The organism is Kitasatospora sp. NPDC092039 (genome assembly GCF_044756065.1).
Lineage (GTDB): Bacteria > Actinomycetota > Actinomycetes > Streptomycetales > Streptomycetaceae > Kitasatospora.
In genome coordinates this window covers 374,035-394,381 of the sequence record NZ_JBIVSD010000004.1, presented here as the reverse complement: position 1 = coordinate 394,381, position 20,347 = coordinate 374,035, and the positions used below count along the sequence as shown (strand labels likewise).

At 74.7% G+C, this 20,347-nt stretch carries 17 protein-coding genes and 3 tRNA genes; 12 read left to right on the top strand and 8 right to left on the bottom strand.

Annotated features, from left to right (window positions below):
• The first annotated feature begins 34 nt into the window (after nucleotides 1-34).
• The 4 genes from ACIQI7_RS11370 to ACIQI7_RS11355 all read left to right on the top strand — a co-directional run bounded on the left by ACIQI7_RS11370 (nucleotide 35) and on the right by ACIQI7_RS11355 (nucleotide 5,837).
• A complete protein-coding gene (locus tag ACIQI7_RS11370) occupies nucleotides 35-1,042 on the top strand; it encodes an SGNH/GDSL hydrolase family protein (protein ID WP_401107650.1) in 1,008 nt (335 codons plus the stop codon).
• A 167-nt stretch (nucleotides 1,043-1,209) separates the two neighbouring features.
• Complete coding sequence (locus ACIQI7_RS11365; RefSeq protein ID WP_401107648.1) at nucleotides 1,210-2,520, top strand: deoxyguanosinetriphosphate triphosphohydrolase; 1,311 nt, start codon at nucleotides 1,210-1,212, stop codon at nucleotides 2,518-2,520.
• 91 nt (nucleotides 2,521-2,611) lie between these two features.
• Complete coding sequence (dnaG, locus tag ACIQI7_RS11360) at nucleotides 2,612-4,519, top strand: DNA primase (protein ID WP_401107645.1); 1,908 nt, start codon at nucleotides 2,612-2,614, stop codon at nucleotides 4,517-4,519.
• Nucleotides 4,520-4,661: 142 nt separating this feature from the next.
• Nucleotides 4,662-5,837 carry an RNA polymerase sigma factor gene (locus ACIQI7_RS11355; protein ID WP_401107642.1) on the top strand — a complete coding sequence of 392 codons (1,176 nt, stop codon included), beginning with the start codon at nucleotides 4,662-4,664 and terminating at the stop codon, nucleotides 5,835-5,837.
• Nucleotides 5,838-5,859: 22 nt separating this feature from the next.
• Here the strand turns inward: ACIQI7_RS11355 and ACIQI7_RS11350 are convergent, their stop codons facing one another.
• From ACIQI7_RS11350 to ACIQI7_RS11335, 4 genes are all read right to left on the bottom strand, one after another.
• Nucleotides 5,860-7,089, bottom strand: a complete 1,230-nt coding sequence (locus ACIQI7_RS11350; RefSeq protein ID WP_401107639.1) for a DUF2690 domain-containing protein — start codon at nucleotides 7,087-7,089, stop codon at nucleotides 5,860-5,862.
• A 387-nt stretch (nucleotides 7,090-7,476) separates the two neighbouring features.
• Nucleotides 7,477-8,880, bottom strand: a complete 1,404-nt coding sequence (locus ACIQI7_RS11345; RefSeq protein WP_401107636.1) for a glutamate decarboxylase — start codon at nucleotides 8,878-8,880, stop codon at nucleotides 7,477-7,479.
• A gap of 121 nt (nucleotides 8,881-9,001) precedes the next feature.
• The gene (locus tag ACIQI7_RS11340; RefSeq protein ID WP_401107633.1) at nucleotides 9,002-10,435 is read right to left on the bottom strand and encodes an FGGY family carbohydrate kinase; all 1,434 of its coding nucleotides are present in this window, start codon (nucleotides 10,433-10,435) and stop codon (nucleotides 9,002-9,004) included.
• A gap of 107 nt (nucleotides 10,436-10,542) precedes the next feature.
• Nucleotides 10,543-10,848, bottom strand: a complete 306-nt coding sequence (locus ACIQI7_RS11335; RefSeq protein ID WP_401107631.1) for a hypothetical protein — start codon at nucleotides 10,846-10,848, stop codon at nucleotides 10,543-10,545.
• A gap of 229 nt (nucleotides 10,849-11,077) precedes the next feature.
• Here ACIQI7_RS11335 and ACIQI7_RS11330 point away from each other — a divergent pair.
• Nucleotides 11,078-11,150 (top strand) — tRNA-Asn (locus ACIQI7_RS11330).
• Nucleotides 11,151-11,211: 61 nt separating this feature from the next.
• A tRNA-Asn gene (locus ACIQI7_RS11325) sits at nucleotides 11,212-11,284 on the top strand.
• 155 nt (nucleotides 11,285-11,439) lie between these two features.
• Here ACIQI7_RS11325 and ACIQI7_RS11320 read toward each other — a convergent pair.
• Together ACIQI7_RS11320 and ACIQI7_RS11315 are read right to left on the bottom strand one after the other, a co-directional pair.
• Nucleotides 11,440-12,186: a trypsin-like serine peptidase gene (locus ACIQI7_RS11320; RefSeq protein ID WP_401107628.1), complete on the bottom strand. Its 747-nt coding sequence runs from the start codon at nucleotides 12,184-12,186 to the stop codon at nucleotides 11,440-11,442.
• Nucleotides 12,187-12,304: 118 nt separating this feature from the next.
• Nucleotides 12,305-13,159 carry a trypsin-like serine peptidase gene (locus ACIQI7_RS11315; RefSeq protein WP_401107625.1) on the bottom strand — a complete coding sequence of 285 codons (855 nt, stop codon included), beginning with the start codon at nucleotides 13,157-13,159 and terminating at the stop codon, nucleotides 12,305-12,307.
• A gap of 188 nt (nucleotides 13,160-13,347) precedes the next feature.
• On the opposite strand from ACIQI7_RS11315, the gene ACIQI7_RS11310 reads away from it, so the two are divergent.
• The 5 genes from ACIQI7_RS11310 (at nucleotide 13,348) to ACIQI7_RS11290 (ending at nucleotide 16,634) form a co-directional block, all read left to right on the top strand.
• Nucleotides 13,348-13,421, top strand: a tRNA-Ile gene (locus tag ACIQI7_RS11310).
• 302 nt (nucleotides 13,422-13,723) lie between these two features.
• Nucleotides 13,724-14,671, top strand: a complete 948-nt coding sequence (locus ACIQI7_RS11305) for an SPFH domain-containing protein (RefSeq protein ID WP_401107623.1) — start codon at nucleotides 13,724-13,726, stop codon at nucleotides 14,669-14,671.
• A 9-nt stretch (nucleotides 14,672-14,680) separates the two neighbouring features.
• A complete protein-coding gene (locus ACIQI7_RS11300; RefSeq protein ID WP_387748415.1) occupies nucleotides 14,681-14,953 on the top strand; it encodes a hypothetical protein in 273 nt (90 codons plus the stop codon).
• A 38-nt stretch (nucleotides 14,954-14,991) separates the two neighbouring features.
• Nucleotides 14,992-15,621, top strand: a complete 630-nt coding sequence (locus ACIQI7_RS11295) for a GPP34 family phosphoprotein (protein WP_401107620.1) — start codon at nucleotides 14,992-14,994, stop codon at nucleotides 15,619-15,621.
• A 101-nt stretch (nucleotides 15,622-15,722) separates the two neighbouring features.
• Nucleotides 15,723-16,634 carry a 1-aminocyclopropane-1-carboxylate deaminase/D-cysteine desulfhydrase gene (locus ACIQI7_RS11290; RefSeq protein ID WP_401107618.1) on the top strand — a complete coding sequence of 304 codons (912 nt, stop codon included), beginning with the start codon at nucleotides 15,723-15,725 and terminating at the stop codon, nucleotides 16,632-16,634.
• A gap of 51 nt (nucleotides 16,635-16,685) precedes the next feature.
• Here ACIQI7_RS11290 and ACIQI7_RS11285 read toward each other — a convergent pair whose 3' ends face one another.
• Nucleotides 16,686-18,257, bottom strand: coding sequence for an LCP family protein (locus ACIQI7_RS11285; RefSeq protein ID WP_401107616.1), 1,572 nt, complete (start codon nucleotides 18,255-18,257; stop codon nucleotides 16,686-16,688).
• Between the two features lie 119 nt (nucleotides 18,258-18,376).
• Nucleotides 18,377-18,841, bottom strand: a complete 465-nt coding sequence (locus ACIQI7_RS11280; RefSeq protein WP_401107614.1) for a MarR family winged helix-turn-helix transcriptional regulator — start codon at nucleotides 18,839-18,841, stop codon at nucleotides 18,377-18,379.
• Nucleotides 18,842-18,997: 156 nt separating this feature from the next.
• Between ACIQI7_RS11280 and ACIQI7_RS11275 the strand changes: the two genes are divergently transcribed.
• Nucleotides 18,998-20,023, top strand: coding sequence for an NADP-dependent oxidoreductase (locus ACIQI7_RS11275; protein WP_401107612.1), 1,026 nt, complete (start codon nucleotides 18,998-19,000; stop codon nucleotides 20,021-20,023).
• The last annotated feature ends 324 nt before the right edge of the window (nucleotides 20,024-20,347 follow it).

Here is a 20,347-nt window from a genome sequence, read left to right as displayed (position 1 = left end):
AGCCGACCGTGACCCGTATCCCCGGGGGGAGACCATGCCGAGGACCGCACGCCCGACCATCGCCCTGACCGTCGGACTGGCCGCTGTGCTGCTGGCCGGCTGCACCGACAACGCCGGTCCGGACAGCGGGGGGAGCGCCGCCGCGGGCGTGACGCCCGCCCGCGTCCAGGCCGGAGCGGCCGCGTCGCCGGCCGCCGCCCCGGCCCCCACCGGCCCGTACGTCGCGCTCGGCGACTCGTACACCGCCGGGATGAGGATCCCGCCGCAGCTCGGCGAGCCGGGCGGCTGCCACCGCTCCGGGGCCAACTACCCGTCCCTGGTGGCGAAGGGGCTCTCGCTCGCCGCCGGGCAGTTCAAGGACGTCAGCTGCAGCGGCGCCCGCACCGGGGACCTGAGCAGCCCGCAGAAGGTCGCCGACGGCACCAACCCGGCCCAGCTGGACGCGCTGACCGCGGACACCCGGCTGGTCACGCTGGGGATCGGCGGCAACGACGCGGGCTTCATGGAGGTCGTGACGGAGTGCGCCAAGGAGAACCTGGTGGACATCGTCAAGGGCGTGATCACCGACAGCGACCACCGGATCAGCGACTCGCCCTGCCGTGACCGCTACGCCGTCGGCAACGGCACCGACGAGGTCCAGCGCAAGGTGGACACGGCCGGCGACCGGCTCGGCCAGGTGCTCCAGGACGTCAGGAAGCGCTCCCCGAAGGCCAAGGTGTACGTGATCGGGTACCCCGGGCTGCTCCCGGCCGACCCGGCGAGCTGCCTGCCGGTGCTCGGCAACGCCGTGGCCGCCGCCGACCTGGGCTTCCTGGTGGAGAAGGAGCAGCAGCTCAACGGCATGCTCAGGAAGCGGGCGGAGGCCGCCGGAGCGGTGTTCGTGGACCTCTCCGGGCCCTCGGCCGGGCACGACATGTGCGCGGGGGAGGACAAGCGCTGGGTGGAGCCGCCGTTCCCGGCCCAAGGGCTGGCGCCGATCCACCCCAACGCCAAGGGCCAGGAGGCGGTGTCCGGCGTGGTCCTGAAGGCGATCAAGGGCTGAGGACTCCCGGCCGGGGGGCGACGGGGCGCGCGGGGCTGCGCCGTCCGGGTGGGGCCGACTCGCCGGGGCGGGCACCCGCGCGCCGCGCACCGTTCACGCCCCGGCCCGCGCTCCTTCGCGCGCGGCACCCCCCGCGTGTCGGGGGCGCGGCGTACCGTGAGGGGCATATGGACGACACCACGCACCGCCTCGCCGCCCCGCTCCCGTACGACCACGCAGCCGAGGCCCGCTGGGTCCCCGAACCGGACAAACGTCCGGGCCGCACGGCCTTCCAGCGCGACCGCGCCCGGGTGCTCCACTCGGCCGCGCTGCGCCGGCTGGCGGGCACCACCCAGGTGGTCGCCCCGATGCGCAGTGACTTCCCCCGCACCCGGCTCACCCACTCCCTCGAATGCGCCCAGGTGGGGCGGGAGTTGGGCGCGGCCCTGGGCTGCGACCCGGACCTCGTGGAGACCGCCTGCCTGGCCCACGACATCGGCCACCCGCCGTTCGGCCACACCGGCGAGGAGGCGCTCGACCAGGCCGCCGAGGCCTGCGGCGGCTTCGAGGGCAACGCCCAGTCGCTGCGCATCCTCACCCGGCTCGAACCCAAGCGCTTCGCGCCCCAGGGAGAGCAGCCCGCCGCCCGGCTCGCCCCCTGGCCGGGCCGCAGCGTCGGCCTCAACCTGAGCCGGGCCGCCCTGGACGCCGCCACCAAGTACCCGTGGAGCAAGGGCGCCCACCCCACCGACCCGGCCTCGCCCAAGTACGGCGTCTACGCCGACGACCTCTCGGTCTTCCGCTGGCTGCGGGCCGGCTCCCCGGCCGGGCGCAAGTGCTTCGAGGCCACCGTGATGGACTGGTCCGACGACGTGGCCTACTCCACCCACGACGTCGAGGACGGCCTCCAGGCCGGCCACATCGACCCGGCCGCCCTGCGCGCCCCCGGCGAGCGCGCCGAGCTCTTCGAGGTTGCCGAGCGCTACGCCCCGGACGCCGGGCCGGAGGAGCTCGCCGCCGCCCTGGACCGGCTGCTCGCCCAGGAGTGGTGGCCCCGCTCCTACGACGGCACCGCCCGCGCCCGGGCCGGGCTCAAGGACCTCACCAGCCAGCTGATCGGCCGCTTCTGCCTGGCCGCCGAGCAGGCCACCCGCGCCCGGTACGGCCCCGGCCGGCTCACCCGCTACGCCGCCGAGCTGGTGGTGCCGAGGCACGTCCGGCTGGAGTGCACGGTGCTCAAGGCGGTCGCCGTCCGCTACGTGATGCAGCGCGACGAGCAGGCCCAGCTGCGGGCCCGCCAGCGGATCGTGATCGCCGAGCTGGCGTACGTCCTCACCCAGCGCGCCCCCGAGGGGCTGGACCCGGTGTTCGCCGCCATGTACCGCGAGGCCGAGGACGACCGCGCCGCGCTCCGCACGGTCGTCGACCAGATCGCCACCCTCACGGACGCCTCGGCCCTCGCCCTGCACGCCCGACTCGTCGGCGCCGCCTGGGCGTGACCGCCCCGCCCCCCGCCGGGGGCGTGCGTCGGTCCCGCCGGGCCGTGCCCGGCGCAGTGGGGAAGCCCGGCCGCCCCAGTAGACTTCCGGGGTGGCCGGGCGGATCAGGGACGAAGACGTGCAGGCGGTGCGCAGCGCACTGCCGATCGACGCGGTGGTCGGCGACTACGTACAGCTGACCAACGGTGGCGGCGGCGAGTACAAGGGCGTCTGCCCCTTCCACGACGAGAAGTCCGCCTCCTTCTACGTGAACCCCGCCAAGGGCGTCTTCCACTGCTTCGGCTGCCAGGAGAACGGCGACACCATCGCCTTCCTGATGAAGATCGAGCACTTCACCTTCGCCGAGGCCGTCGAGCGGATGGCCGCGCAGGCCGGCATCACCCTGCGCTACGAGGAGGGCGGCTACAGCCCCCGCCACCAGCAGGGCGAGCGCACCCGGCTGGTCGAGGCGCACAAGGTGGCCGCCGCCTGGTACCAGGAGCAGCTGGCCTCGCCGGAGGCGGAGATCGGCCGCCGCTTCCTGGCCGAGCGCGGCTTCGACGAGGAGGCCGCCAGGACCTTCGGCGTCGGCTACGCCCCCGCGGGGTGGGAGCACCTGGTCCGCTACCTGCGCGGCAAGGGCTTCACCGACAAGGAGATCCTGCTGGGCGGCCTCGCCTCGCAGGGCCAGCGCGGCGGCCTGATCGACCGCTTCCGGGGCCGGCTGGTCTGGCCGATCCGGGACATCGCCGGCGAGGTGGTCGGCTTCGGCGCCCGTCGGCTGCGCGAGGACGACAACGGTCCGAAGTACCTCAACACCCCCGAGACGCCGATCTACAAGAAGTCCCACGTGCTGTACGGCATCGACCTGGCGAAGAAGGAGATCGCCAAGTCGGGCCGGGCGGTGGTGGTCGAGGGTTACACCGACGTGATGGCCTGCCACCTGGCCGGGGTCACCTCGGCGGTGGCCACCTGCGGAACCGCCTTCGCCGAGGACCACATCAAGATCATCCGCCGGCTGCTGATGGACACCTCGCAGTACCGGGGCGAGACCGTCTTCACCTTCGACGGCGACGCGGCCGGCCAGAAGGCCGCCCTGCGCGCCTTCGAGGACGACCAGAAGTTCGCCGCCAAGACCTCCATCGCGGTCAGCCCGGGCGGCATGGACCCGTGCGAGCTGCGCCTGGCCCAGGGCGACGAGGCGGTCAAGCACCTGATCGACAACCCCGTCCCGCTGTTCGAGTTCGCACTGACCTCGGTGGTGGCCCGGCACCGGGTGGACACCCCGGAGGGGCGTTCGGCGGCCCTGGAGGAGGCGGCCCCGATCGTCGCCAAGATCAAGGACCGCTCGATCCAGCACGAGTACGCCGTCCGCCTAGCCGGCATGCTCGGCATCCTGGACGAGCAGTTCGTCGTCCGCCGGATCTCCCAGCTGGCCCGCTGGGACCGCGAGCGCCAGCAGAACCCGCGCGGCGCGGCCGCCCAGCGCCGCCCCGAGCCGGCCCAGCCGCAGCGCCCCGCGCGGCCCGCCTTCCGGCTCAACCCGCGCGACCCGGCCCAGTTCGTCGAGCGGGAACTGCTCAAGCTGGCGCTCCAGCACCCGGACCTGGTCAGCCCGGCCTTCGACCACTACGGCGACGACGAGTTCCCGACCCCGCCGTACACCGCCGTGCGGCAGGCCGTCGCCAAGGCCGGCGGCGCCGCGTACGGGGCGACCCTGCCCGACTTCACCAGCGCGGTGCGCGAGGCGGCCCCGGACGACCAGGTGCGCTCGCTGGTCACCGAGCTGACCGTCGAGCCGGTGCGCTCGCGCCGCAAGGCGGACGCGGTCTACGCGGGGGAGTTCCTGGTCAAGCTGCGCCTGCTGGCGGTGGACCGGCGGATCACCGAGGTCCGCGGCTACCTCCAGCGGCTCGGCCCCCGGGCCGAGGCCGAGCAGCTGCACGCGGTGCAGACCGAGCTGTGGCAGCTCCAGCAGTACGGGCAGCAGCTGCGCAGCCGGGGCGCGGCGGCGCTGTAACCTCCGCCTCGGCACCGTCGCAGGACCTGCACACAGAAAATCGGCGCACGAGTCTCGGCCACGGAGTGTGGCGTACCGCACACTGGAGGCCGCCCACCTCCGTACAGCGCGGGTCCGCCAGAGTCGCGCCCGCCCCGAGGGGATGCCCGTGGACCAAGGCCTCGTCTCAGCGACCACCACCAGCGCGGGAGCGAGCCCCGCCGAACCGGCCGACGGCCGGCAGCACGGCCCCGGGGAGCAGGAGACCCACCACAGCCGGGCCGGGGCGGTGCTCCCGGACGGTGCCAGGGTCCCCGCCCAGGGCCTGCCGGAGGGCCACCCGGACAGCCTGGACCCGGACCCGGACCCCGACGTCCAGCCCGGGGCCGAGGACCCGGAGGAGCGCCGCGGCCCCGTGGACGACACCGGGCCGGCCGCCGACCTGCTGCGCCAGTACCTGCGGGAGATCGGCCGGATCCGGCTGCTCACCGCCGAGGAGGAGGTCGAGCTGGCCCGGCGGGTGGAGGCGGGCGTCTTCGCCGAGGAGCGGCTGAACGGCGACCCGCCGCCGCCCGACCCGCTGGCCGGCGAGCTGGACGCCCTGGTGGTGCGGGGCCGGATCGCCAAGCGCCGGCTGATCGAGGCGAACCTGCGGCTGGTGGTCTCGGTGGCCAAGCGCTACGTCGGCCGCGGGCTGACCCTGCTGGACCTGGTCCAGGAGGGCAACCTGGGCCTGATCCGGGCGGTGGAGAAGTTCGACTACACCCGCGGCTTCAAGTTCTCCACGTACGCGACCTGGTGGATCCGGCAGGCGATGAGCCGGGCGCTGGCCGACCAGGCCCGGACGATCCGGGTGCCGGTGCACGTGGTCGAGCTGATCAACCGGGTGGTCCGGGCGAAGCGCTCCCTGCTCCAGGAACGCGGCCAGGAGCCGACGGCGGCCGAGATCGCCGTCGCCCTGGAGCTGACCGAGGAGCGGGTGCGCGAGCTGCTCCGGCTGGCCCAGGAGCCGATCTCGCTGCACACCCCGGTCGGCGAGGAGGAGGACGTCGCGCTGGGGGACCTGATCGAGGACGCCGACGCCGCCTCGCCCGCCGAGTCCGCGACCTTCCTGCTGCTGCGCCAGCACCTGGAGGCCGTCCTGGCCACCCTGGGGGAGCGCGAGCGCCAGGTGGTCCAGCTCCGCTACGGGCTGGACGACGGCCGTCCGCGCACCCTGGAGGAGATCGGCGCGGTGTTCGGCGTGACGCGGGAGCGGATCCGCCAGATCGAGTCGAAGACCCTGGTCAAGCTCCGCGACCACGCCTACGCCGAGCAGCTGCGCGGCTACCTCGACTGACCGGTGACCGGGAACCGGCGCGCTAGGACACGGACGCGGACGGCGACGGCGACGGGGACGGACCCGCGGAGCCCGTCGGAGCCACGGGGCCGACCGGAGCCGTCGGAGCCGCCGGGTCGGCCGGAGCGGGATCGGCCGGAGCCGGCGGTTCGGCCGGAGTGGCCGGGGCCGGAGTGGCCGGGGCCGGGGTGGTGGGCGCCCCCGCGCCGGTGCCCGGCGGGGGCGAGGCGGGCCCGATCGGGATCGGGGTGGAGGCCACCACCATGGCCAGGTCGGAGACCACCGCGGTGCAGTCGTGGCCGGCCGGCTGGTAGCCGCAGACCTGGAAGGCGACGGCCGGGTCCGCCGCGTTCAGCATCGGCGAGTAGTTGTCGTAGCCCCAGTGGATGAGCGCCGTCTCGCTGTCGCCGGTGTTGTCGCTGATCGTCGCGTAGTCCTTGGGCTCGCCCTCGGTGATGGCCGCCCAGGCGGCCTGGCAGGTCCGGCTGTACCGGAGGTAGACGACCACCTTGCCGATCACCTGGGTCTGCAGGGTCCGGGCGTCCTTGCCGCAGCCGGTGGTCTTCGGGTCCTTGTGGGCGCAGCCGACGGCCCGGCAGGCCGGGGAGGTCGGGCCGGGTTTGGCGCCGGGGGAGACGCCGGCCGTGGCGGCGGCCTGGTCGGCCGCCGCGGCCTGCCCGTCGTGCCGGCTGATCCGCAGGCCCACCAGCACCAGCAGCAGTGCCAGCACGGCCGCCCCGGAGACCAGCGCCACCGCGCGCCGCGACCAGCGCACGGCGGCGGGCCCGGGCTCCTGCCCGGTCACCGGCGCGTCGGCGACGGCGGGCTCCGCAACGGGCGGCTCCTCGCCGGAGGCGCTCTCCTCCCCGGCGGCGGGCTCCGCCGGGCCCGCGAACTCCCCGGCAACGGGCTCCGCCGGGCCCGCGGGCTCCCCGGCTGCGGACTCTGCCGGGCCCGCAGGCTCCCCGGCGGCGGTCGGCCGCTTCACCGCCTCACCGGGGGCGGCGGCCGTCGCCTGCCGCCACAGCGCCCGCAGCGCGGCCCCGTCGCACTCGACCGCCCCGACCAGCGCCTCCAGCGCCTGCTCGGTGACGATCCGTTTGCCGTTCAGCCAGCGCTCCCAGGAGGCCCGGCTGTAGTGCGTCCGGGCGGCCAGCTCGGACAGCGAGAGCCCGGCGGTGTCCTTGACGGCCCGGAGCTCCTCCGCCAGGCGTCTGGCGGGTTCGGACAGCTGCTTCCAGGCGGAACCCAATGGGGCGCTCCAATTGAGGGAAACGGGAGGGGGACGGATGAGCGGCAGGGCCCCGGCCCGGGCCGTTCGGCGTCTCCAACCCGATCGGCCTGGCGTCCCAAACCCCAGGTCATGGCGCTGAGACGGACGGAAGTGTCTCACAACCCCCGGAGGCGCTCGAACAATCCCGTGGTCATCGTGCAGAGTTCTCTGGCCGGTGCGGTCCACCCGTCGGTGGAACCGTTCGGACGCCGATCGATCACCCGTCGTCGGACCGCACCCGCTCCCGGCCCCCCACCGGTCCGGGGCAGCCTCGCGGGGGGAGGCTGCCCCGGACCGCCCGGGACGCTCCGGCGGGGAGGGCGCTTCACTGCGTCCTCCCCGCCGTGAGGTTTCCCGGGAGGGCGGTCAGTGGTGGAAGCCCGACCGGGCCGGCACCCCGAGCCGCCTGAGCGGGACGGGCTGGCGCCGCAGCTCCGGCAGCAGCCGCTCGAGGTCGCCCAGCAGCAGGTCGGCGAGGTCCCGGGAGAAGCCGTTGCGGCAGACCACCCGGAGCACCGACAGGTCCTCCCGGTTCGCCGGGAAGGTGTACGCGGGCACCTGCCAGCCGCGCTCGCGCAGCCGCCGGGACACGTCGAACACGTCGAACGGGAGGTCCCCCTCGGTGGTGAAGGCGAACACCGGGACCTGGTCGCCCCTCGTCAGCAGCCGGAAGCCGTCCAGCGCCCCGATCCGTTCGGCCAGGTGGGTGGCGACCTCGCGGCAGGCACCCTGGACGGCCCGGAAGCCCTTCCGGCCGAGCCGCAGGAAGACGAAGTACTGGGCCACCACCTCGGCGCCGGGCCGGGAGAAGTTGAGCGCGAAGGTCGGCATCTCGCCGCCCAGGTAGTCGACCCGGAAGACCAGCTCCTCCGGCAGCGCCTCCTGGTCGCGCCAGAGCGCCCAGCCCACGCCCGGGTACACCAGGCCGTACTTGTGGCCGGAGGTGTTGATCGAGGCCACCCGGGGCAGCCGGAAGTCCCAGACCAGTCCGGGGTCGAGGAAGGGCGCCACCATGCCGCCGGAGGCGCCGTCCACGTGCACCGGGACGTCGGTGCCGGTGCGCTCCTGGAAGGCGTCCAGCGCCGCGCAGATCTCCGCGACCGGCTCGTAGGAGCCGTCGAAGGTGGAGCCGAGCACGCCGACCACACCGATGGTGTTCTCGTCGCACAGCGCGACCGCCCGCTCGGCGTCCAGGTGGAAGCGGGTGCCCTCCATCGGCGCGGTGCGCGCCTCGACCTCCCAGAAGTTGCAGAACTTCTCCCAGCAGACCTGCACGTTGACGCCCATCACCAGGTTGGGCCGGGCCCCGGCGGCGTAGCGGTCGGGGTTGCGGCGCGTCCAGCGGCGCTTGAGCGCCATGCCGGCCAGCATGCAGGCCTCGCTGGAGCCGGTGGTGGAGCAGCCGACCGCGCGGTCCGGGTCGGGGGCGTGCCAGAGGTCGGCGAGGATCGCCACGCAGCGCCGCTCCAGTTCGGCGGTCTGCGGGTACTCGTCCTTGTCGATCATGTTCTTGTCGAGGCACTCGGTCATCAGCCGGGTGGCCTGGGCCTCCATCGACGTGGTGACGAAGGTCGCCAGGTTGAGCTTCGCGTTGCCGTCCAGCATCAGCTCGTCGTGGATCAGCTGGTACGCGGTGTCGGCCGCGACCGGGCGGTCGCCGAGCCGGTGCAACGGCGGGGCCAGCTCCATCGCGCCCAGCGGGTCGGCGACGGTCGGGTACGGGCCGGTGCTCAGCCGGCGGTCGCCGCCGGCCCCCTTGTGCAGCGCCATGGCGTCCTGCCGCCCTTCGCGTCGGTGGCCGTGTCCCGACCCACGCTGCCACCGGGTGCCGGGCGACGCATCCGCGCGGTCCGTCTCCCCCGACGGGGCGTCCGTCGCCCCGGACCGGGGCTCAGGCCGCCGCCTCCGGGTGGATCTGGTCGCGGGCGGCCCGGTACTGCTGACGCACCGCCGAGCCGATCGCCAGGTCCTGTTCCCCGTCGGGCTCGACGGTCTCGGCGTCCGGCAGCTCCCACTCCGGGGGCTCCGGGGTGCCCGCCAGCGCCCAGGCGGCCTGCCGGGCGGCCCCGCGGGCGGCGTGCGCGCCCGGCGGCGGCACCACGACCGGGACGCCGAACAGCATCGGGGCGATGTGCCGGACGGCGGGCAGCCGCCCGGCCGTGCCGAGCAGGAACACCCGTTTCACCGGCACGCCCTGGGCGCGCAGCACGTCGAGGGCGTCGGCGATGTTGCACAGCATGCCCTCGACGGCGGCCCGGGCCAGGTGCTGAGGGGTCATCGCCTCGGCCCGCAGGCCCGTCAGGGTGCCGGCCGCGTGCGGCAGCGCGGGGGTGCGCTCGCCGTCCAGGTAGGGCAGCAGCACCAGGCCGTAGGAGCCGGGGGAGGAGTGCAGGGCGAGGTCGCTCAGGCCGTCCAGGTCCCGGCCGAGCAGGTCGGCGGTGGAGCGCAGCACCTGGGCGGCGTTGAGGGTGGCGACCATCGGCAGGTGCCGGCCGCTGGCGTCGGCGAAGGAGGAGACCAGGCCGGAGGCGTCCACCACGGCCTCCTCGTGCACCGCGAAGATCGTCCCGGCGCTGCCGAGGGAGACCACCGCGTCGCCCGGGCCGAGGCCCAGGCCCAGCGCGGCGGCCATGTTGTCCCCGGTGCCGGCCGAGATCAGCAGGCCCTCGGGGGTGTGCCCGGCGGGCTCGGCCGGGGGCAGGACGTCGGGCAGCCTGAGCTCGTGGCCGAGCGCCAGCTCGACCAGGTCCTGCCGGTACTCGCCGGTGATCGGCGACCAGTAGCCGGTGCCGGAGGCGTCGCCGCGGTCGGTGGTGCGGCGCTTGGGGTGGCCGAGCAGCTGCCAGACCAGCCAGTCGTGCGGCAGCAGCACCTCGGCGACCCGACGCGCGTTGGCCGGCTCGAACTCGGCCAGCCAGCGCAGCTTGGCGATGGTGTACGTGGGGGCGGGCACGGCGCCGATCGCGGCGGTCCAGGCGGCCCGGCCGCCGAGGGCGTCCAGCAGCTTGGCGGCGGCGCCGCTGGAGCGCGGGTCGTTCCACAGGATCGCCGGGCGGACCTGCACCCCGCCCGCGTCCAGGCCGATCATCCCGTGCTGCTGGGCGCTGACCCCGATCGCCCGGACGCCCTCCAGCAGGCCGCCGGTCGCGGCGTCGCCGAGCGAGTGCAGCCAGACCTGCGGATCGGCCTCGCCCGGGCGCAGGTCCTGGTCCTCGGGGACGGGGTGCGGAGCCTTGCCGGAGCGCAGGACGGCGCCGGTGTCGGCGTCGCACGCGACGATCCGCGTGCGGTTGGTCGAGCTGTCTATCCCCGCGACGATGGCCATGCCGAGATCATGCCTCAGCCCGGCCCGGGACGCGTCCGGGCCGGGTGAGCCGTTGCCGGTTCGCGACACCGGGTCGGGCCTCGCCCGGCCCTGGTGTCACCCTCCCGTCACGGACGGAAGGTGCCCCAGCCGTCGTCCTCCGTCCGGGAGCGGTTGAAGTACGGCACCCGGTCCGTGACGGCGCTCGGCAGCCGGTCGCCGACCCGGTCGGCGACCGCGCCGGCGGCCTTCCCGGCCACCGCCCCGGCCTGCTGCCGGGCCCGGTCGGTCGCGCCCTGGACCGTGGGGTTCCGGGCGATCTGCCGGGTGACCTTGGCGATCTGTTCGTAGCGCCGGTGCCCGGCCCGCGAGCCCAGGACGTAGCCGGCCGCGAAACCCGCGGCCAACGACAGCTTCCACATGGTCGGATCCACCCTCTCCTGGCGGCTTCTGCCGCATTGCCCTACCCGTCCGTCGGGACGGCGAACCGTCCGTGCCCCAGCATCCCCGGCCCCGCCGCCGGGCGCGCGCGGGGCACGCCGGGCGGCGGCCCGGCGGCAACCGGGGAAAGCGATTGGCGGACCACCCCCCCGAGTGCGCTAATGTATGTCCCGCAGCGAGCGCCGAGGAGCCCGGGAAACCGGGAGCCGGAGCGGAAGCCGATCCCCCATAGCTCAATTGGCAGAGCAGCCGACTGTTAATCGGCAGGTTATTGGTTCGAGTCCAATTGGGGGAGCTCGGGAGAAGGCCCTTCGGGGCTCGACTCCCGTCCGTGGTGCGGAAGTCCAGTACCGCGATCCCGCATAGCTCAATTGGCAGAGCAGCCGGCTGTTAACCGGCAGGTTATTGGTTCGAGTCCAATTGCGGGAGCTGCACCGGGTCCGCCCGGTGACTGCTCAGAGCGAAGGCCCCTCGGTCGACCGGGGGGCCTTCGTGTTGTCGCCGCCCGGCTCCGGGGCGTGACGTACGCGACACCGCCCGGCGGCCCGCCCCGCCGCCCCGCCCGGCGCCGGAAGGATGCCGGGTCAGGCGGTCGCCCTCCGGTAGAGGTCGGCGACCCGCTGGTCGAAGGTGATGCTGTACGAGGTGCCGGGGGTGCTCCCGCCCTCCTGGAAGCCGCCGATCACGCCGACCACCGCGCCGTCCCCGGCGACCCACGGGCTGCCGCTGGTGCCGTCGGTGTAGCCGCCGCAGTCGAAGCGCTCCTGGGTGGCGCTCTGCGAGCGGGTCCGGGCCGCGCAGGTGATCGGCTCGTCGCTCTCGTTCGGGTAGCCGGTGACCGAGACGGACAGCCCGAAGCCCTGGCCGGTGCCGATCGGGTTGCCGCCGACCGCGTCCTCGACCTGCCGGCCGTCGACGGGGCCCACGGTGACGAACGCCACGTCGTACTCCGGGTCGTCGCCGGCCGCCCAGCGCGGGTCGACGGTGATCGCCTGCACCGGCCAAGTCCCGTACGGGGCGGACCCGTTGCGGTAGCCGGGGGTGAACACCAGGCCGTTCAGCAGGCCGGTCCGCCGGGACTGCACGCAGTGCGCCGCGGTGACCAGCAGGTTGCGCCGGGGGCTGCGCACCACGCTCGCGGTGCAGGCCCGCGGGCCCTGCGCGGTGTGGACGGAGAGGGTGCCGATCCGGTCCCGGGCGGGGCTCCGCTGCGCGACCTCGGCCGTGGGCGCCCCGTCCTGCCCGCCGCACCCGGTGCCGACGGCCAGCAGCAGGGCGGCCAGCGCGACCGTCCGCGCCGTGCGCGCGGGCCGTGCCGGGCGGGAGTCCATCGGGGCTCCGTCTCGTTCCTCGGGGCGGGCACCGGGGCCGTGCGTTCCGCCGTTCGTGAGGAAGATCTACCAGGCCGTGCCCGGCGGCGCCACCACCGGGTGCCCGCCCGCCGCCCGGTCAGCCGGTGGCGCGGTCGTACAGCGCCTGGACGCGGTCGCCGAAGTAGCTGCTGTACGAGGTGTCCGGGCTCTCGCCGCCCTCCTGGTAGCCGCCGATCACGCCGACCACGGTGCCGGTCCTGGTGGCCGGGTCGAAGTCGGTGACCCAGGGGCTGCCGCTGGTGCCGCCGGTGTAGTCGGGGCAGTCGATCCGCAGCTGGGTGGGGCTCTGCCGGGCGGTGGTGTTGGAGCAGGTGATCGGGACGCCGCTGCTGCTCGGGTAGCCGGTGACCTTCACCGGGAGCCGGTAACCCCGGTTGACGCCCAGCCGGTTGGCGCCGAGCACCTGCTGGACCTGTCGCCCGTTCTGCGCCTGGACGACCGCGAAGGCGACGTCCATGTCCGGGTCGGCGTGGTCGTTCCAGCCGTCGTCCACGGTGACGGCCAGCAGCGGCCAGACGCCGCTGGGGGTCTCGCCGTCCCGGTAGCCGGGCACGAAGACCAGGTCGGCGCGCCGGCCGAGCCCCGGGTCCCAGACGCAGTGGGCGGCGGTGACGACGAGGTTGAGCCCGGCGCTGTCGACCACGCTGGCGGTGCAGAAGTGGTCGCCGTCGGCGGTGCGCGTGAACACCGCGCCGACCAGCCCGTTGAGCACGGTGGGCCTGGCGGTGCGGGTGACCCCGGTGTGCCGGCCGGCCGCGGCCTTGAGCCGCTGCCGGTTCCAGCCGTGGCCGTCGACCGGGGCGGCGGCCGTGGGCGGTGCCGAGGTGACGGTCGGGGCGCCGCCGACCGGTCCCGCCGCGGTGGTGCAGCCCGCCGCGGCCAGCACCAGCGCCAACGCCACGGCCGCCACCCCCGTCCCACGTGTCGTCATCCGCCCAGGCTGCCCCGAACGGGTGCCCCGCCGCCACCCGGGTTGCGCCGCCGGGGGGTGCGCACCGTCGCGCACCCAGGTGCGCCCCCGGCGCGCACCACGGGTGATCGACCGGCTATGCTGCCCGGGACGGCCTCGCTGGGGCCGTCTGCTGCTGCCGTGCCGACGACCGGCGCGTGCGGCGAACCGGGGCGGTAGCTCAGCCGGTTAGAGCAGGGGACTCATAATCCCTTGGTCGTGGGTTCGAGTCCCACCCGCCCCACCTTCTCGACGTGCGACGAGCGTCGCACGACCTTTCGCGGGCGGGCCGTCGGGCCGGAGCCCCGCCACCTCTCCCACCTCCTGCGACGTCGCAGAGTCTAGGCCGCGGCCACTTCCTTTCCCGGGTGGCGCGCCGGAATTCACCCGCCCGTGGGCATCGGCCCCGGCGGTTCCCGACCGCCGTCCACCGCCCCTCGGCGGCCGTCCGTCCACGCGTCCCCGCGCCCGTCCCTGGCGTTCTGCGGCGAAAAAGTGATATCACTTTGCCATCGGATGCGGATGCTCGTCGAAGGAGTCGCTCCCATGACCACACAGCCTTTCGCCGTCGAGGACGGCCCTGTGCTGGACCTCCCGGTCCCCAAGATCACCGAACGGGTCATCACCGGGGCGGCCGGTCTGCCGGTGCTCGGCGGCTCGCTGCTCGGCCTGCTCGCCGGGATCGGCTCGACCGTCGTCGGCGCGGCCCAACTGGCCGGGCGGACGAGCGCTTTGGGCATCGCCCTGGTGGTCGTCGGGCCGCTGCTGGTGCTCGGCTCGCTGCTGCTGACGTTCGGGCTGACCGTGGTCTCGCCCGGCCAGGCCCGGGTGGTGCAGCTGCTCGGGAACTACCGGGGCACCGTCCGCTCCGAGGGCCTGACCTGGCTGAACCCGTTCACCAACCGCCGGCACATATCGCTGCGGATCCGCAACCACGAGACCGAGACCACCAAGGTCAACGACGCGGACGGCAATCCGATCGAGATCGCCGCCGTGGTGGTCTGGCAGGTCGAGGACACCGCGATGGCGATGTTCGAGGTGGACGACTACGCCGACTTCGTCGCCATCCAGACCGAGACGGCCGTGCGGCACATCGCCACCAGCTACCCGTACGACGCCCACCACGAGGGCCAGTTGTCGCTGCGCGACGGCGCGGACGAGGTCGCCCGCATGCTCTCCGCGGAGATCGCCGCCCGGGTCGCCTCGGCCGGAGTGCGGGTCGTCGAGTCCCGGATCACCAGGCTCGCGTACGCTCCGGAGGTCGCCCAGGTGATGCTCCAGCGCCAGCAGGCCGGGGCCGTGGTCGCGGCGCGCAGGCTGATCGTCGAGGGCGCCGTCGGCATGGTCGAGGAGGCGCTGGAACGGCTCGCCGAACGCGATGTCGTGGAGCTGGACGAGGAGCGCAAGGCCGCCATGGTGAGCAACCTCCTGGTGGTGCTCTGCGGCGAACGCGGCACCCAGCCCGTCGTGAACACGGGCTCCCTCTACCAGTAAGGCGAGGCCTTGGCGACGGAACGGAAGAAGCTCCTGCTGCGACTGGACCCTTCAGTTCACGACGCGCTCGCCCGATGGGCCGCGGACGACCTGCGCAGCACCAATGCGCAGATCGAGTTCCTGCTCCGCCGGGCCCTCACCGACGCGGGCCGGATGCCCGGTGGCGCGGCCCGGCTTCCCCGGCGCGGACGCCCACCCAAGCAGAGCCCGGCCGAGGACGGCCCGGCCGGGGAGAACCCGGCCGAGGACGGCCCCGAACCCGGCGGCTCCGAGCCGAGCTGACCGGCGGCCGGGCCCACGAAGACCTTCCGGAGACCGACATGGACCTGCCCGCCACCCTCCCCGAGAAGCTGTACCTGCTGGCCTACGACCCCGAGCGCGGGCGCGTCACCGCCGCCCTCCACCTCGACCTGGCCGTGCGGGCGGCGGCGCTCACCGAACTCCTCCGCCGCGGGCTGATCCGCGACGACGGCCGGCACCCGGTCGGCGTGGACGGCGCGGGGGACGGCCTCGACCCGCTCTCGGCCGCGCTGCTGGAGCAGATCCGTCAGGAGAGGCGACGCAGTTGGAAGACCTGGATCGGGCGCCGGGCGGCCTCGGCCCGGGTGGTCCGCGACGGGCTCGAGGCCGCCGGCCGGATCCGGGTCGAGCAGCACCGGGTGCTCGGGCTCTTCCCGGTCGTGCGGGTCACCTTGCGGGAGCCCCGGGTGCGCAAGGCGCTGGCGGCGGGTGTCGCGGCGGCGCTGACCGGCCCGTTCAGCCGGGTCGACCCGGCGGACGCGGCCCTGGTCGCGCTGGTCGACGCCGCCCGGCTGGGCTCGGCCCTGACATGGCGCCAGCGCCGGGAGTTCCGCGGCCGGATCGACAAGCTGGCACCCGCCGCCGGCCCCGTCCCGCGCGCCCTGCGCCGGGCCGTCAATGCGCAGAGCGCGGACGGAGGGGCGGGCTGACCGCCCCCTCCCGGGCACCCGGCCGACCGGCCCGTCCCATCTGCCCGGCCGCCGCTTCCGGCGGCCGGGCCCGCCGTTCGCGGCCCGCGTAAGCTGGCCGGATGCTCGAACCCGCCCTGCTGCCGACCCCGCTGGTGGACTGCGCCGACGAGGCCTTCGCCCGCGCCGGGGTGGAGCTGCGGCTGAAGCGGGACGACCTGCTGCACCCGACCGTCCCCGGCAACAAGTGGCGCAAGCTGGCGCCCAACCTGGCCGCCGCCGTGGAGCGCGGCCACACCCGGCTGCTGACCTTCGGCGGCGCCTACTCGACCCACCTGCGGGCCGTCGCGGCCGCCGCCGGGGCGCTCGGGCTGGAGAGCGTCGGGCTGGTCCGCGGCGAGGAGCTGGCCGACCGGCCGCGCAACTGGTCGCTGCGGGCCGCCGAGGCGGCGGGGATGCGGCTGGCGTTCCTGACCCGGGCCGAGTACCGGGAGGCCACCGGCCGGGCCGGCGGGGAGCACGGCACGGACGCCCTGCTCCGCCGCTGGGGCCCCTGCCTGGTGCTCCCGGAGGGCGGCTCCAACGCCCTGGCCGCCGTCGGCGCGGCCGCGATCCCGGCCGAACTGCCAGGTCTCGGCGAGCGGGACGTGGTCTGCTGCCCGGTCGGCACCGGCGGCACCCTGGCCGGCATCGCGGCCGGCCTGCCGGCGGGTGCCCGGGCGCTCGGCGTCGCCGTGCTGCGCGGCGGCGAGGGTTACCTGGAGGCGGAGGTCGCCCGGCTGCACCGGGCCGCCTATGGACGCGACTTCGACAACTGGCGGATCGACCACGCGCACCACGGCGGCGGCTACGGCAGGGTCCCGGCCGGGCTGGCCGGCTTCGCCGAGCGGTTCGAGCGCCGCCACGGCGTCCCGCTGGAGCGCCGCTACGTCGCCAAGCTGCTCGCCGCGCTGGCCGACCTGGCGGCGGCGGGCGCCTTCCCGCGCGGCACCCGGCTGACCGCCGTGGTCACCGGTCTGCCGGACCCCGAGTAGCGGCCGGACCCGGGGCCGACCGGCCGACGGTCGGATCGGCCCGAGGCCGGATCAGCCGAAGGTCAGGTTGGCGCACGGGTCGGTGTCGGCGTTGCGGGTGTTCTCCGCTATGCCGGTGGGGACGCCGCTCGGGAGGGCGCCGGGGGTGCCGGGCGGGCTGCCCGGGGTGGCACCCGGGAAGGCGCCCGCCGCGGCACCGGCCGGGGCTCCGGGCTCCGGGCTCGGGGCGGCCGCCGAGTCGATCCGGGTGCCCGCCGCGCGGTAGTCGGCGCCGAGGGTCACGGTGATCGCCTCCGAGCCGGGCTCCTCGACCGCCTTGGCGCCGGGGAAGAGCGCCGCGACCTGGTCGGCGGCGGCCTTCAGCGCGGGGTCGTAGGCGACCCGGGTGGCCTGCTGCCCGGGGGAGTTGGGGCCGAGCACGACGTTGCGGAAGCCGCGCACCTTGAGCGTCTCGGCGCCGGAGCCGGCCAGGCCGGGCGTGCCGACCCCGTTCACCACGGTGACCGGCGCCGCGGCCTGCTCCGGGGTGAGCGGGGCGGACGGGGTGCCCGGGGCGGTAGCGGCACCCGGGCCGGCGGTGGGGGAGGAGGTCACCTGGCCCGTCCCGGAGGTGCTCTGCCCGTCCAGGGTGCGGTCCTCGCGCAGCAGCTTCCAGAGGGTGTCGGCGTCCGGCTGGACGAGCCGCACCCGGTCGCCGGCGAAGCGCCAGGGGGCGGTGACGAAGGTGACGTCGGAGAGCTTGATGTCCTCGATCGAGCGGGCGAAGTCCACCAGCTTCATCGCGGTGCCCAGCCCCTCGTCCACGGTGAGTGACTTGGTGGCGGCGTCGGCCAGCGGCAGCAGGGTGGGCAGCGAGAAGCCCTGGCCCTGCACCTTCTTGATCATCGAGGAGAGGAAGGCCTGCTGGCGCTTCATCCGGCCTATGTCGGAGTTGTCGCCGAGGCCGTGGCGGATCCGCAGGTAGTCCACCGCGGACTGGCCGGAGAGCTTCTGGAGGCCCTTCTTGAGGTGTATGCCGTACTGGTCGACGTCGTTGGGCACACAGGCCTCCACGCCGCCCACCGCGTCGGACATCGCGGCCGCGCCCTTGAAGTCGACCACGACGGTGTGGTCGATCCGCAGCCCGGTGAGCTTCTCGACGGTGTTCTGGGTGCAGGCCGGGTTGCCGTTGGGGGCCAGGCCCACGGTGAAGGCGGAGTTGAACATCTGGTCAGTCTTCGGCGTCGTCCAGGTGCCGTTCGGCAGCTTGCAGGACGGGATGGTGACCAGGGTGTCGCGGGGGATCGAGACGCCGACGGCGTGCTTGTGGTCGGCGTAGACGTGCACCAGGATCGCGGTGTCCGAGTGGCCCACGCCCTCGTCGCCGCCGCCCAGCGAGTCGTTGCCCGCCTCGCGGGTGTCCGAACCGAGCAGCAGCACGTTGACCGGGACGGAGGCGCCCGGGGTGGCCGGGACGGGGGCCGGCGGGCGCTCGGTGGCGACGCCGCCCGGGTCGAAGGTGGTGATGTTGTTGTCCAGCCGGTGGTAGAACCACGCGCCGGCACCCACGACCGACAGCACCAGTACGGCGGCCAGGCCGATGGCGGTCCGCAGGTAGCGGCGCCGGCGCGTACTGCTGCTCATCCTCCGTGCCCCCCGTCCTCAGGTCTCTCGCGTTCGATGTTCGAACGTTAGACGTTCCGGGAGGCGGTTCGGTTACCCCCGGGGGGCCCGTGGCCAGCCCCCGGAGCCTGTGATGCTGGTCACGCGCCCGGTCCGGAGGCGCCCGCCAGCATCCGCCGGAGCAGGTCGCGCAGGGCCGTCCGCTCGTCCGGGCCGAGCGCGGCCAGCGGCTCGCGGGCGAAGTTCAGCGACTCGCGCAGCTCCTCCGAGGCGGCCGAGCCGGTGTCGGTGGCGGCGACCAGCTTGACCCTGCGGTCGTGCCGGTCGGCCTCGCGGGTGACGAAGCCGCGGGATTCCAGCCGGTCGACGATGCCGGTGATGTTGGACGGCTCGCAGCTGAGGGTCTGGGCGATCTGGCGCATCGGCATCGGCCCGCGCCGCAGCAGGGCGAGCACCTTGGCCTGGGCGCCGGTGAGCGAGCGGGCGGCGGCGGCGTCCTCGTACTCGCGGTGGAACAGCGCGACCAGGTTGGCCATCAGGTCGACGACCTCGCGGGTGATCTCGTCGGGCTGCGGCGCGGCGTCCTCGATCGGCTGAGTCTCCATGGTCCAGAGTCTACCTGAAAAGTTGACAAGGTGAACCTTTCATGCCCATCGTTACTTCAGTTGCTCAACCTTTCATGCACCTGAACCGCGCGGGGAGTCCGGGCCCGGAGCCCGGCCGCGCGGCGAATCCCGCACCCGAACCGCAAGGAGCCCCCGATGGCAGAGCAGACCGCCCCCGCGACCGCGCGTGAATGGCACCTCGCCGCCCGCCCCCAGGGCTGGCCGGTGCCGTCCGACTTCGCCCTGGTCGAGGCCCCGGTCCGGACCCCGGGCCCGGGCGAGATCCTGGTCCGCAACGCCTACCTCTCCGTGGACCCGTACATGAGGGGCCGGATGAACGACGTGAAGTCGTACGTCCCGCCGTTCCAGCTGGGCCAGGCCATGGACGGCGGCGCGGTCGGCTACGTCGTCGCCTCCGGGGCCGAGGGCTTCGCCCCGGGGGACGCGGTGCTGCACGGCCTCGGCTGGCGCGAGTACGCCACCCTGGACGCCGCGCACGCGGTCAAGGTCGACCCGGCCGCCGCCCCGCTCTCCGCCTACCTCGGCGTGCTCGGCATGCCGGGCCTGACCGCCTACGCCGGCCTGCTCGCCGTCGGCGGCCTCAAGGAGGGCGACCGGGTCTTCGTCTCCGGCGCGGCCGGCGCGGTCGGCTCGCTGGTCGGCCAGATCGCCAGGCTCAAGGGCGCCTCGCTGGTGGTCGGTTCGGCCGGCTCGGCGGAGAAGGTGGCCAAGCTGGTGGACGAGTACGGCTTCGACGCGGCCTTCAACTACAAGGACGCCCCGGTCGCCCAGCAGCTCGCCGAGGCCGCCCCGGAGGGCATCGACCTCTACTTCGACAACGTCGGCGGCGACCACCTGGAGGCCGCGATCGGCGCGCTGAACGTGCACGGCCGCGCGGTGCTCTGCGGCGCGATCGCCCAGTACAACGACACCACCGCGCCCGCCGCCCCGCGCAACCTCGCGCTCGCCATCGGCAAGCGGCTGCGCCTGGAGGGCATGCTGGTGCGCGACCACGCCGGGCTCCAGCCGCAGTTCGTCGCGGAGGTGGCCGGCTGGCTGGCGTCCGGTGAACTGCGCACCGAGGAGACGGTGGTGGACGGTTTCGAGAACGCCGCCGAGGCCTTCCTCGACCTGCTGCGCGGCGTCAACACCGGCAAGATGGTCGTCCGCCTGGACGGCTGACGATCCGTCAGTAGCGCTGACCGCCCCGCCGCCCCGACCGGGCGGCGGGGCGGTCGGCTGTGGACGGTTCGCGGTCGGGCGCGGGCGCCCCGGCCGCACTACCGCATTCCGGTCGGATCCGAAAGTGCGTCATCCACCGTGCGGCGCCGCGCGGTACGGTGGTCCCGCCGACGATGGGGCCGTTCGGGGGAGAGATCCGGTCGAGGGGTAGACCTCGTTGAGAATTCGACTAGCATTGAGCGAAAGCCTGTCCGTTTTGCTCGATTTTAGTAGCTTAATGTCGGCTAACGTGGGTAACTGCGGATCAACTGCAGGCACGAGGCA